Genomic DNA, 12,319 nt, shown 5'->3' with positions numbered 1-12,319 from the left:
GTCGAAGCGAGCCATCAAAGCCTCCCTTTGGGAAGCCTTGAATCACTCCGCCTCATCACCCGCAAGGGGTTTGGGTACAGAACCTAGGCGGGGGCAGGCCGTAGTCCTGCGCGCGCTTTGTTGCGAGTTTGCGATACGATTGCGCAGCCGTCAGCAATTGCTCCTTGAACTGCCTGTCCCTCTCGTCGGCTGCCAGGCTTTCAAGCTGAACTGCTCGATCCAAATATTCAGTCAGCATTTTCATTTTGCGTTCCGGGACGCTCCGTCTGAAACGCGCGGGATGGAGGGCAGGTTCCAGAATCGGAACGCCTTCAGTGCTTGCGACCGCGAGCGTTCTGTTTTTTCGCCCTAAGCCATGTTGCATCTCCATGCGCTGCGAAACGCCAAAGGATTCAGTAGGTTCGCAGAACCTGCAGATGCGGATCGACCGGCCCGGAACGAATCGTCGCAGAAAGATTCGAGTCAATCGAGTTTGTTGCGTGGAGTTGTTCAGTGGCGTGGCGTCAGCCAAAGGCACCGTCGATCGGCATGAAGGCGCCCTTCCCGAAGTTCATCCAACCGGCCCTGGCGTCCTCCATCGAGAGGGTCCCCTCCGGAGAGCGATGGATTCACGAGATCAAATTCGACGGTTATCGCGTTCAGGTGCACATGGCCAATGAGGCCGTGACGATCTACACCCGCCGCGGCTACGACTGGACGAGACGCTTCAAGAAGATCGCCGATGTCGCCTGGCACATCAAGGCGGGTTCGGCCATCATCGACGGCGAGGTCGTCGTCCCCGCTGCTGACGGCACGACCGACTTCTCGGTGCTCCAGAACGAGTTGAAAGGCACGTCCACCAAGCTCGTGCTGGTGGCCTTCGACCTGCTCTATCTCAACGGCCGCGACATTCGCGGCCTGCCGCTGGTTCAGCGCAAGGCCGAACTGAAGAAGATCGTTGCCGGCTCCGACGTGCAATTCAGCGAAAGTTTCGAACTCGCAGGCCGCGAAATGTTCGCCCATGCCTGCAAGGTCGGGCTTGAAGGCGTCGTCTCCAAGGTTCGGGACAGCGTCTACAGCAGCGGACGGGGCAACAGTTGGGTCAAGACGACCTGCAAGCAGCGGGAGACCCTGACCATCGCAGGCTTCGCGCTCGATGGAGGCAAGTGGGACGGCGTATATCTCGGGCGCCGCAAGGGAGATGATCTCGTCTACGCCGGCAAGGTCGACCACGGCTTCGACAAGACTTCAGCCGCCGAACTGCGCCAGCGCCTGGAGCCGCTGCGGCGCAAGACCCAGCCTTACGCCAAGCGCATCGCGCATAGGGGTATCTGGGTTGAACCCAAGTTGCTCGCAGAGATCGAGTACCGGGCCAAGTCGGCAGAGGGAAAGGTGCGCCATCCATTCTTCAAGGGATTGAGAGAGGACTTATGACGGACAGCAGCGCGGTCGTTTACTGCGCCTGGAATTGCAATACAGAGGTCGACATTGAGATTGTTGATCTTGGCTGCGGTGCGGCAGAAATCCGGTGCCTCGAATGCGGTGGCGACGGCAACTGGGGCAAGTTCGCACCAGAGATTGTCGGGCCAGATTGCGCTTGCATTGATTGCAAAGGGACTGGCCGGCAGTTGGTGAGCATTTGAACTCTTCGTTGGACAGCACGACGGGCGGCTAGCAATCCGCCCTCCCTTACCGCTATTAGACGACAACTTACCAACACCGTTGGTTCGGGAGCTTGGCACTTATGAACGGGTAAAAACTTCTAAGATGCCTTCAAGAAGATCGTCACGACAAATTGCGAGATTGATTGGTCACCTTCCTGGTTCGCTTGAGTGGCATCTTTCGAGGCGGCGCAAGAATTTCCTGAAGCACGCCTAAAAACACCCCGGTATCCAGAAAGTAATTTGGATATGCTTGGCGCAACGAATTCATTGAATCCACCGAAACCAGAACGGCATCCGAGTTCGGACTCGCTTCCTTTATCTTCTTTTCCACTTCCAGATATTTGGCGGTCGCTTTGTCAGATTCGCTTTGTTTAAAGCCGGTGACGCTCACGGGTTCGTTGCGCATTGTTGAGTTCGATTAGATAGTAGTGATCTTTCTTAGATTGCGCGCCCTCGTAATATTGCAGGGAAGCAGCAAAGGCCCTCAGTCTAGTTGAGACCTCCAATGAGCGTGCATATTCCTTTATCTCCTTAACTAGATCAGGATACGCGTTTGGAGTACCTGGAACTGGTGCGGTGTTTTCTTTGAACGCCAAAGCTCCACCCATCAGAGCAAAAAAGCGAAGCCACTCCTGCTCACCCAAGCTGGACTTGAGCGCTTGCTTCACGAAGGCGCCGACTGTTTCAACGGCAGTTGCCCACGCATGCTGAAACTGCGACCGCAACTGCATCTCAATTTTCAAAGAGTTGTAATCTTGCCTTCTATCGGAGTGATATCGGTAAATGAGATGAACGCCCCGATAGCCGGATTCCTTGGGGTTATCGATGTAATTGTCAGTTTGCTGAGGGATATGCTTCAGATCGCTCTCTGCATAACTTTCGCACAAACTTGAAACGCCGTGCGCACTCGAAACAATCGCGCGACAACCACCGATAAGGAAGGTTTTCAGGATAAGGATCGTGTCGATGTACTGCTGGTTGTAAGCATGTATTTGACGGGCTTCGACGCCAAGAAAGTCAACACGCTCTATGTTGACAAAAACCTTCGCTATCATGGTCTGATCCAAGCATACTCTCGCACTAAGCGCACCGATCGGCCTATGCTTGCAGAGGCGATCAAGGCCTGTCGAATCTACGGAGCGAAGCTGGTCATTGCCAAGTTGGATCGGCTCTCGCGTGATGCTCACTTCCTACTGGGCCTGGAGAAAGCCGGGGTCGACTTTGTCGCGGCAGATATGCCGAACGCCAACAGGCTGACGGTGGGAATAATGGCTATGGTAGCTGAGGAAGAACGGCGGATGATCAGCAGGCGCACCAAAGACGCGTTAGCAGCTGCGAAGAGGCGAGGGACCAAGCTCGGCGGCGATCGAGGTGTCAATCCGAGTGACTTAGCCCGAATATTGGCCACGGCAGCTCTCCAAGCCCGTGCCAATGCCAGGGCTGCAGATCTTGGGCCGACTATCGCTGAGCTACGAGCGGCGGGGAAGACAAGTTTAAGGGCCATTGCACAAGGATTGAACGAGGCCGGCATAGCGGCGCCACGGAGTGGCAATTGGTCTGCCGTGCAAGTGCAACGATTGCTGAAGCGACTATGATTGAGCGGCGATGGAAGACGTGAAGAGTACCAACAGCTTAGGGCCGGGAATCGTCGGGACTCCAATTGTGCTCTAGCTCAGCGCAAGGCTAGGGAACGATGGAACATTGGCGGCTGCGAAGAGGCGACGGGTCTGCGCACTGAGGACTGCAGCCGCTATTGCTGGCGAGAAGATGTGCGTCAGCTCGCCGCTGAACTTGAAGAAAGAGAAACAGCTCGGCGGATTGGTAAGAAGTTCGGGCTTGTGCAGCACTCCGGTCACCATAGCTCTGCATCCTTCGAAAAGCCCTGGTCCAGACACCAAAATGGATTCCCCGACCAGAGGCATGCAAGAAGTGTGAGATACTGCTTGTCCAGATGGCTTGTAAGACTGCTCTCGCTTTAATCTTTAGGCTGCCGGGCAGGAGAGGACACCTCAGGCAGCCGCCAACCCCTGGGGCCGTTCTTGGGGAATGGCGGGACCAGCGACCATCGGGCAGAATTGGGAGTTGCGAATTCCGATGCTATCTGCCCAACTCGGCATGTCGTCGGCGCAAACGTCGGCAATCGATTTCCTCGCGGAGCTTTTCAGCTCGCTCTCTGAGTGCGTGTTCGTCGCTCAACTTCTCGATACTCATGATGCAACAACCCATGATTCCGGAAAACTATAGCTTTCCGCGCCCTACACACGTAGTCAACGGTTGCGCAGTGTCTTGCAAAAAGACCGCCCGGTGGCGGCCTTTCGCATACCGACTAGGCCGGATATCAGGCCGCCTTGAGTGCAGACGACTGATTGCGGCGGCGATAGGTCACGAAGCCAACGCCGCAGAAGCCCAGCAGCAACATGGCCCAGGTTGATGGCTCGGGAACAGCTGCAATGGTCACACTAAATGCGCCGGTGTTGTCGCCGTAAGAACCTGATGGGCTATTCGCAGCCGCCGCATCAACAGTACCAAGATAGAAGTCCGTGACTCCTACCGGCATTGTGAACTGACCAGAGGCGCCCATCAAAAATGGCGAGTAGACATGGGACCCGTCGTAGAAAACACCGGTCAACCCGAGCGCGAATTGATCGAAGTATGGGCCGACCCACGGATTGGAAGTCCCGTTTGTGATCACGCCTGCAGAAGCGCTCTGACCATTCGGGCCAGTCGGGGCATTCCCGCTACAGCAGCTTATCAGACCAGTTGCGCTGAAGGTGTAGGTCATCCCGCCGACCAACGTCAGATGCAGCGGTGCGATTCCGCTCGTAGCGATGGGGTTTGGGTTAGCTGCAAAAATGTCCATCTTCCCGTCAACAATGACAGGCGCAGCGCTAGCGGAAGAGGCAGCCAGGAAAACCAACGCTGCGAGAGTGCCTAAAAATCTCATTCTGCGACCTCAAATAGAATATTTAAACTCTGATAACTATGTTGCACTGCGGAGTCAATTTGAGAAGTCTTGGAACTCCCGTGGCGCAAATCGATCGGCTAATGACCGTACAGCACCATCAGAAGCTTACCCAGCACAAAGAGGGTGCCTATCCCCAGCGCGCCAAATCCGATGATCAATACGATCCATGGCCAAAACGGCGGATCCTCTAGATGATGGGGCGCTAACATTTTTCGTTACAGAGCCACTGAACGCCGCCGAGTTTGAAGGCACGACGGCTTTGTCGACCAGGTCCGAACCGGTGTCCGGCCCCTTACCCTAGCTGCAACAGAACTCGCGGATTAAGCTTGATACGGGCAACGCAGGTTAATTCTGGAACAAGCAAAAAAAGCGCTCGTCGGCCTAGGATACAACGCTGTGACCTTATGCTGCAACTCGACATCGGATCCGTCAGCACCGGCAGTACGGGGGTGATTGACGAGACCGCGAACGCTGTTGCAATTATGAAGCCGGCGTAAATTGCGGGCGCCTGGCTGCGGTCTGAACACTCCGCAGGCTTTGCGATTCCTTGTTTCGCGCCTGTTCGTCAGTCGCACAACGCGGGCTACCTCACTACTTTTGGGGCTCTTCTAATGGATCTCCCATCTTTGGCTGAACTTGGTCCTTAGCATCTGTAAAAGATTGGCCAGGCTACCCCCTGCGAGTGCTCCAAGGACTTTTTCGACAAAATCTAAAGCTCGTGCATGGCGATCGGGAGTTAGGTTCTGCAGTAACTCAAGCGAAACTGCGACGGCAATGACGAAAGTCATCACACGCACGAAGTCGCGAGGATAGGCCGCTACGAACAACGCTCCCAGAAGACCATAGGCCACGAAGCGATCAAAAACTCCGGAGCGAGGGCTGGTCTCGGGCCTGAGCTCAACCGGCGACAATGTAACATAAGCGATATACGCCAAGGCGCACCAAGCGACCATAACGAGCAATCTACGAAGCATGCGCTGAGATATCGCCTCTGCGGTCCTACGTCCACTGCAACTACTTCGGGCGAGAGGGCTCCCAGATAAGGAACAAATGCTTGATGGGAGGCCTATCCCTGCGGCAATGGTTCACTCTCGGAAAACCCAATGCGTCGGCTCACTGTTTGCCTATTTGGCCTGATGATAGCCTCGTTACCAGCCTTAGCGCAGAACGACCTGCGTCAGCCTAATGGCCCTGTAGACCTGCGGGTCGATGGACGTCCCAATAAACGCGAGGGGCTTTCACCGAGCGCCGCGGACAAGTCGGTCACTGACCAAAAGAATGACGTTCGTCGACAGAACTGCGCGGGAGCTCACCAACTAAATGCATTGGAGAGACCCGGTTTGTCGTCTCCCCCGCCGCAACCTTGCAACTAGCAAACGGTCTCGTGTTGCCGCTTACGCTATGCTAATTGCGTTTGATTGTTTGCGCCGACGATAGGTCATGAAGCCAACCCCGGCAAAGCCGAGAATCAGCATTGCCCAGGTCGAAGGTTCAGGAACGGCCGAAACCGCGTTTCCAATGTCGTCACTAAAATAAAGACTGTACTGGCTGGCTAACGCGGGATCGATTGTGAATGTCGGATCGACCCAAGCGTTGAACGAGCCGGCGTCGGATATACCGGCTGCCAACATGTAAACCCGATAGGTCTCGTTGGCTTGTAGATTGTAGACTTGATTGATGCTGAAGCTTTGAACTCCCGCACCACTCACAAGCCCGGCTACATGTGGCGATGTTTGGTCGTATAGACTGATCGAATCTACTTGAAATGCCGCTTCCCAGTTGGAATTTGAGATGCCTCCCGCGGCCTGGATGTTTACTGGCACGGCTCCCGCAGCACCCGTGATCGTGAAATAATAGATAAGCTCCACAAGACCATAGACTCTTGCACCACTTGCATTACCAGACACTGATATTGAAGGCGAAGGATGAAGTCCAACACTGGTTGAGATATAGCTGTCGCCAATACTGAGTGAAGTGGTGCCGACCGACGGTGTCGCCCGCACGTAATCCCAACCGTCTAACGTATACCCCATGGAGGAAGGGTTCGGAGCGGCTGTGAGTGAGTAGGGCGGTAGGGAGACGACCTCCGCATTCGCCGACATCAGCGAAGCGATAAACGATGCCACAGCAAAGCTGCTAAAAAATAGAATTCTCAATGTAACCCCCATTTCATTAAAGTTGAAATTTGGCAAAGGGCGCGACAATTTGTCAACCGTCGGTTTGGTCGTTTTTTGTGCACATCTAATGGTTTATCGGTCCCCCGCAGCGTCCTCATTATCGAGAGTTAGGGCCTGTCGACACCTACGTACACGCGCCTGGCAGAACTCCGAGTGTCATCGTGCGGGCCTGCGTAGCCCGCTCAGCCGCTGTCTCGTAGAGTGAGACTTCATGCCCGCATTGGGCCGCCTGTGCGATTGTGAAGGCGAGGATGCGTTCAGCCGCTCCGTGATCTCGGGTATCGCGCCCGGGTCGTTCAAGCTCGGCACGATGAAGATGCCATCGGGGCGACCGCGGAGCAGCCTTGCGAGATTGGTTTTACGCATCTTCGAGCGACAGCAACCGCAGATCCTCGCCGCCAACCGCCAGCAATTCGCTTCGTCGGCCCGATAACGCCATCCGGCAACGTTTGCATCCGCTGGCGTCTCTAGTCCCGATTAAACCACTTCGCCACCGAACAAAAAGACCGTCCGTAGGCGGTCTCCAACTGTCGTAGGAAGCTTAGGAATCAGATTGGTCTAGAGCTGTTTACTGCGGTGACAGCAACGATGATTGCTGCAACGGTAATCCGCGGTGAGCTTTGTCACTCCGATGTTCTGCCTTCAGTGCAGTATTTCGGCAACGCGAAACCTGCGCGCTCAAATGATTGCCGATCGAGCCGAACTCTGGGCGGCACGCTGCCGTCAAGCGGCACGGAGGGGGAGACCTATCTGGTGCAGAACCGCATCGTCACCACGGGCGGTCGCACCATGGACCAGACCGTCAAGCTCAAGTCGCAATAGCGGGCTAGCACTCGGCGTGGGCGCGTTTGCGTGCAGCCGGCTTGGCCTTCGCATCGTCGCTGCGCATCGCGCGCTCGATGCACTCACGCCTTCGCTCCAGCTCTGCCAGCCGCTGTTCGATCTCTTTGACCGCCCTGACCTGGGCCAAGGTAAGTGTAGGCGACGACGGCTTCATTCGCGGCTCCGGATGCGCGCTAATCATGCCAGATGGCTGTGTCGCGTCTGTGAACCGGGTAACAAGTGCTGATCTTTTCCTCTGGCCATTCGATTGGCGTGCAGAACAGGCCGCGGCGCTCGATCTCCTGGCGCAGCTCCTCGGCTCGCTCCCTGGCGGGCTCGCCAACGAGGCGAATTCCAGACCTGGCATCGGCGCTCACTTCATCGCGGATGCTTTCGTACATGTGGATGATGAAGTGGTCTGAGAGATTTTCGAACGGCATCCGCGCACCAATCTTCTCAAAGTGTGGGGTGGGCCGCCAGACTGGGGGCGTATCGCTGGCGGCCCGTGCCGGACGATTGAAATCGTGGTCTTGGGGTCAACTTCTTGGGGAAAGACCAGTCCCGCCCGGCGCTTCAAGCAGTAGCCCGGTGCGCTCGCAATCTCCAAGCCGATCTTCGGATTAACGTCACTTTCTAAGGTTAAGTGGGGTTGGATCAATTGACCGCACTCGGCGCATCGCGCGTCACCGCTCGCAGTTGCGGCGTTTCTTGGTCGCAATTGAGCACAACTCGAGCGGCACCGGTGTCCTGAGCGGTCCACTCCCTTCAAGAGAGTGTACGCGCTCGGCGGCAGCGGTCGTTGTGCCTGCGCTTCCGCTGCCATGAGCTGCTGCCGGTTTGATGGACACCGAGATTAGGTATTTCATGAAGCCGGAGGTGGGCGATGAAGAGACGGAAGTTCAGTCGCGAGTTCAAGGTCGAGGCGGTCAAGCTGGTCAGGGAACGTGGGGTGTCGGTGGCGCAGGCCGGGCGCGACCTGGATGTTCACGAGAACGTTCTGCGCAAATAGGTGAAAGAGTTCGGCGCCGACCCGGGGCAGGCCTTTCCCGGCCACGGACAGATGAAGCCGGAGCAGCAGCAGATCGAGCGGCTGCGCCGTGAGGTTGCCAAACTGAAGGCCGATCGGGACATCTTAAAAGAGGCCGCAGCCTTCTTCGCGAAGGAAGCGACATGAGGTTCGTCTTCATCGCGAAGCACCGGGCGATCTGGCCGGTGGCATGGCTATGCGATGCGCTGAGGGTGTCGCGGTCGGGCTTCCATGCCTGGCTGAACCGCTCTCCCAGCGCCAGATCCCGCAGTACAGCTCGGCGGCAAGGTCAAGGCCAGCTTCATGGCGAGCGACCGCACCTATGGTGCGCGCCGGGTGTGGCGTGATCTGCTCGCCGATGGGGCGGACTGTGGCCTCCACTAAATCGAGCGACTGATGCGCCTGCAGGGCTTGCGGGCGCGACCGCGACGCCGGCGCTTGGCGAAGGACAGCGGCGATCGACAGCTCGAGGCCGTGCCGGCGAACTTCCTTGACTGGCAGTTCACCGCCGAGCGGCCGAACCAGAAGTGGATCGCCGACTTTACGTATCTCTGGACGGCCGAGGGCTGGCTCTACGTCGCAGCAGTGGTCGATCTGTTCGCACGCCGGGTAGTGGGGTGGTCGATGAGCGCCGCCATGACGACACAGCTCGTAACAGATGCACTTCTGATGGCAGTCTGGCGGCGGTGTAAGCCGGATGCGCTGTTGCACCACTCGGACCAGGGCAGCCAGTACACAAGCGAGCAGTTCCAGCGTTTGATGGCCGACCACGGCATCGTCTGCAGCATGAGCCGTTCCGGCAACGTCTGGGACAATGCAGCGATGGAGAGCTTCTTCTCGTCGCTCAAGACCGAACGGACGGAGAGCAAAACCTACAGGACCAGAGACGAGGCGCGAGCCGATGTGTTCGACTACATCGAACGATTTTACAACACGACCCGCAGGCATTCGACCCTCGGCTATCTCAGCCCGGTTGAGTTCGAGCGCAAGGTAGAATTAGCTTAACCGGGTGTCCATCAAACCGGCAGCAGCTCAGTCGCCGGACCCGTATCCATAGGAGGATCAGCTGCAACAGCTGGGAGTGTCAGGCTTAACAACATGCCTACAAATGCGAATTTCCGGATCAGTCGCATTGCTAGAATCACCTCAGCATCCATTTCACTAAGCATCACCTAACCAAGCGCACATGGTTAATCGACGGTTAACGCGCCTTCTAGCAGAGACGCCAGATCAAATGCGAATGGGACGCCATTTACCCGATCTCAATGAACTGTCCCTCCATTGCTCTGAGCGTTCGAGTTGAGGGTTATCCAATGGCTAGCGTGGTTTCCGTCTCAGCAACTGGCAATCAGGATATTGATGGCTTGCTGGGCGGTACGGCCTGGTCGGGGATAGTGACTTACAGCTTTCCCGACTCACCTCTCAATTATTCCGCCGATTACGGCTATGGAGAAACGACAGATCCGTCTTTTTCGGCAGTACCGGCTGCGATTCAAACTGCCGTGATTTATGCGGTCTCGCTCGTGATGAGCTACACAAATCTCGTTGTGCAGTTCGCTGGGGCTGACAACGCCGATATTGCTATTGCGCAGACCTCCGTCGTCAATCCCACGTCGTGGGCCTATCTGCCTGATCCGGCCTATGCAGAAGGTGGCGACGCTTGGTTCGGAACCACCTATGACTTTTCGGAAGCTTCGCTCGGCAATTACTACTTCGCCGACGCGCTCCACGAACTCGGACACTCGTTTGGCCTCAAGCACAGCCAGGATGGCGGCGGAGTCGCGAATGTCGCATTGCCAACCGCCCACGACAACCTCGAATACACCGTCATGAGCTACCGCAGCTACGCGGGGGCAGATGTGACGGGGAGCTACGCAAACGAGGACTACGGTTACGTTCAAACGTATATGGCAAACGATATACTCGCTTTGCAAACTATGTACGGCGCGAACTTTGCGACCCAGAGCGGCAACACGATGTACACGTGGAACCCGACGACTGGACAGGAATTTATCAATGGTGTTGGCCAGCCAATGCCGGGTGACGGTATAGGCGGGGCTGCTAATCGTATCTTTGAGACCATTTGGGATGGCGGAGGTATCGACACCTACGATCTGTCGAACTACGTAACGGACTTGAGGATCAACCTCAATCCCGGAGCATCGTCGCTATTTTCCACCGACCAATTGGCCTATCTCGGAGACGGTCATTATGCGTCAGGTAATGTCTACAACGCGTATCTCTATAACAGCGATGCGCGTTCCTACATCGACAATGCCATCGGCGGCTCCGGCAATGACACGCTCATCGGGAATGCCATCGCCAACACGTTGATCGGCGGCGCGGGCAATGACACTATGACCGGCGGCGGAGGCAACGATGTTATCTTCGGCGGTTCTGGCACAGATACCGCGGTCTATTCCGGAGTGAGGGCTAGCTACAATGTTACTTACAACGCAGCTACGCAGATTTTTACGATAGTCGATTTGCGCTCCGGGGCTCCCGACGGAACGGACACCGTTTCAGACGTAGAGCTATTTCAGTTCTCCGATGGCATGGTCGCAAGTACGGCTTTGTATGTGTCCACGAACGTCGCGCCAGTCGTAAGCGCGGTCGATGTTACGCCGACGCTTAATCAAAACATCGCGGCATCAAGCCTATTCTACGTCAACGATGCCGATGGAGACAGCATTGGAGCTTATCAGCTCTTGGACGCTACCACCGATCCGACAAGCGGCCATTTTGTAGTCGGCGGAATTGCCAAAGATGCCCGTCAAGTTATCGACGTTAGTGCGGGTCAGTTGTCGGGAACGACATTTCAAAGCGGCTCGGGGTCCGACGACCTCTGGGTCCGCGCATTTGACGGCACGGCTTGGGGAGCGTGGAAGGAATTCCATGTTGGCGGCGTTGGCGCTGACGTCTCAACGGGAAGCACCGGTAATGACCGACTTTCGGGCGGACCGGGAAGCGACACTATCGACGGTGGGGGTGGTGTAGACACCGCTGCTTTTTCCGGAAGTCCCGAGAATTTTCGATGGTCTCTTAATCCAGATGGATCGTTCAATGTCACTGATTTGCGGCCCGGATCCCCAGAAGGAACTGATCTAGTCCGGAACGTCGAGCTTTTGGAATTTAGTTCTGATCCCAACGCCACAGGCGGAACCACCACGACTACCCAAGACGTTGGGAACGCTTTTCCATGGTCGATCGAGATCCGCACTTACGATGCCCAAGGCAAACTAAACTCAATCTTTGACAAGAATGACGTTGGGCCAGGGTTTTTGACAGACTACAATACGAACCACGTCAATCCTTGGAACATGGCCGTAACCACGTACGATGAACAGGGTCGCCTTCAGGCAACCTCGATCTATAAAGAGGTAACTCTCGTCACGAGCTACGACTACGCCGGTAATCAATCTTGGAGCCAAGCCATCACGGGTTACGATTCCCAAGGTCGACCGGACTACGTCACGGTCGTAAACGACAACGGTTCATCACTTTACACTCGGTATAGCTATTCCGGAAATGTCGACTACGCGATCTACACTTATGACTCTCAAAACCATCTCGCGCAGTCCTACATCCACCACCCAAATGGAACGTACGAGATAGTCTAGCCCTACTGAAGCCCGCAGCAATCTTTCCATCTATCGTCACCATCGGCCAGGATGAGGCCGCCATC

The 12,319-nt window shown here is 56.2% G+C and carries 9 protein-coding genes and 2 pseudogenes; 5 read left to right on the top strand and 6 right to left on the bottom strand.

The genetic code is table 11. The features are described 5' to 3' along the window. The first annotated feature begins 528 nt into the window (after positions 1-528). Positions 529-1,413 (top strand): non-homologous end-joining DNA ligase, encoded by an 885-nt coding sequence (gene ligD / locus JQ580_RS31430; RefSeq protein ID WP_249134580.1) that lies wholly within the window; start codon positions 529-531, stop codon positions 1,411-1,413. A gap of 351 nt (positions 1,414-1,764) precedes the next feature. Here the strand turns inward: ligD and JQ580_RS31425 are convergent, their stop codons facing one another. Beyond that, a complete protein-coding gene (locus tag JQ580_RS31425) occupies positions 1,765-2,049 on the bottom strand; it encodes a hypothetical protein (protein ID WP_212284868.1) in 285 nt (94 codons plus the stop codon). Beyond that, positions 2,015-2,710: a RelA/SpoT domain-containing protein gene (locus JQ580_RS31420; RefSeq protein ID WP_249134576.1), complete on the bottom strand. Its 696-nt coding sequence runs from the start codon at positions 2,708-2,710 to the stop codon at positions 2,015-2,017. Before JQ580_RS31420 ends, JQ580_RS31425 begins: the two co-directional genes overlap by 35 nt. Here JQ580_RS31420 and JQ580_RS31415 point away from each other — a divergent pair. Then, the gene (locus tag JQ580_RS31415) at positions 2,630-3,238 is read left to right on the top strand and encodes a type I restriction enzyme subunit R domain-containing protein (protein ID WP_212284865.1); all 609 of its coding nucleotides are present in this window, start codon (positions 2,630-2,632) and stop codon (positions 3,236-3,238) included. The genes JQ580_RS31420 and JQ580_RS31415 overlap by 81 nt on opposite strands. A gap of 743 nt (positions 3,239-3,981) precedes the next feature. Here the strand turns inward: JQ580_RS31415 and JQ580_RS34395 are convergent. Next, a pseudogene (locus JQ580_RS34395) lies at positions 3,982-4,095 on the bottom strand (PEPxxWA-CTERM sorting domain-containing protein); the annotation flags it as partial. Positions 4,096-6,002: 1,907 nt separating this feature from the next. Continuing rightward, positions 6,003-6,812, bottom strand: a complete 810-nt coding sequence (locus JQ580_RS31405; RefSeq protein ID WP_212284861.1) for a PEPxxWA-CTERM sorting domain-containing protein — start codon at positions 6,810-6,812, stop codon at positions 6,003-6,005. 561 nt (positions 6,813-7,373) lie between these two features. On the opposite strand from JQ580_RS31405, the gene JQ580_RS31400 reads away from it, so the two are divergent. Further along, positions 7,374-7,607 (top strand): phage fiber-tail adaptor protein, encoded by a 234-nt coding sequence (locus JQ580_RS31400; RefSeq protein WP_212284859.1) that lies wholly within the window; start codon positions 7,374-7,376, stop codon positions 7,605-7,607. Between the two features lie 4 nt (positions 7,608-7,611). Here the strand turns inward: JQ580_RS31400 and JQ580_RS31395 are convergent, their stop codons facing one another. Together JQ580_RS31395 and JQ580_RS31390 are read right to left on the bottom strand one after the other, a co-directional pair. Then, positions 7,612-7,782, bottom strand: coding sequence for a hypothetical protein (locus JQ580_RS31395; RefSeq protein WP_212284857.1), 171 nt, complete (start codon positions 7,780-7,782; stop codon positions 7,612-7,614). 19 nt (positions 7,783-7,801) lie between these two features. Continuing rightward, positions 7,802-8,047, bottom strand: coding sequence for a hypothetical protein (locus JQ580_RS31390; protein WP_212284855.1), 246 nt, complete (start codon positions 8,045-8,047; stop codon positions 7,802-7,804). A gap of 443 nt (positions 8,048-8,490) precedes the next feature. Here JQ580_RS31390 and JQ580_RS31385 point away from each other — a divergent pair. Then, positions 8,491-9,639, top strand: a pseudogene (locus JQ580_RS31385) (IS3 family transposase). A gap of 308 nt (positions 9,640-9,947) precedes the next feature. Beyond that, positions 9,948-12,254 (top strand): M10 family metallopeptidase C-terminal domain-containing protein, encoded by a 2,307-nt coding sequence (locus JQ580_RS31380; protein ID WP_212284853.1) that lies wholly within the window; start codon positions 9,948-9,950, stop codon positions 12,252-12,254. The last annotated feature ends 65 nt before the right edge of the window (positions 12,255-12,319 follow it).

The organism is Bradyrhizobium sp. SZCCT0148, assembly GCF_018129985.1.
GTDB classification, from domain to species: Bacteria; Pseudomonadota; Alphaproteobacteria; order Rhizobiales; family Xanthobacteraceae; genus Bradyrhizobium; species Bradyrhizobium japonicum_H.
The sequence above is the reverse complement of the archived record's forward strand: the minus strand, read 5'-3'. Positions and strand labels throughout refer to the sequence as shown.

Coding starts and splice junctions, on each gene's coding strand:
- ligD (WP_249134580.1), top strand. CDS start 529: ATGAAGGCGCCCTTCCCGAAGTTCATCCAACCGGCCCTGGCGTCCTCC.
- JQ580_RS31425 (WP_212284868.1), bottom strand. CDS start 2,049: ATGCGCAACGAACCCGTGAGCGTCACCGGCTTTAAACAAAGCGAATCT.
- JQ580_RS31415 (WP_212284865.1), top strand. CDS start 2,630: ATGTATTTGACGGGCTTCGACGCCAAGAAAGTCAACACGCTCTATGTT.
- JQ580_RS31400 (WP_212284859.1), top strand. CDS start 7,374: ATGATTGCTGCAACGGTAATCCGCGGTGAGCTTTGTCACTCCGATGTT.
- JQ580_RS31395 (WP_212284857.1), bottom strand. CDS start 7,782: ATGAAGCCGTCGTCGCCTACACTTACCTTGGCCCAGGTCAGGGCGGTC.
- JQ580_RS31390 (WP_212284855.1), bottom strand. CDS start 8,047: ATGCCGTTCGAAAATCTCTCAGACCACTTCATCATCCACATGTACGAA.
- JQ580_RS31380 (WP_212284853.1), top strand. CDS start 9,948: ATGGCTAGCGTGGTTTCCGTCTCAGCAACTGGCAATCAGGATATTGAT.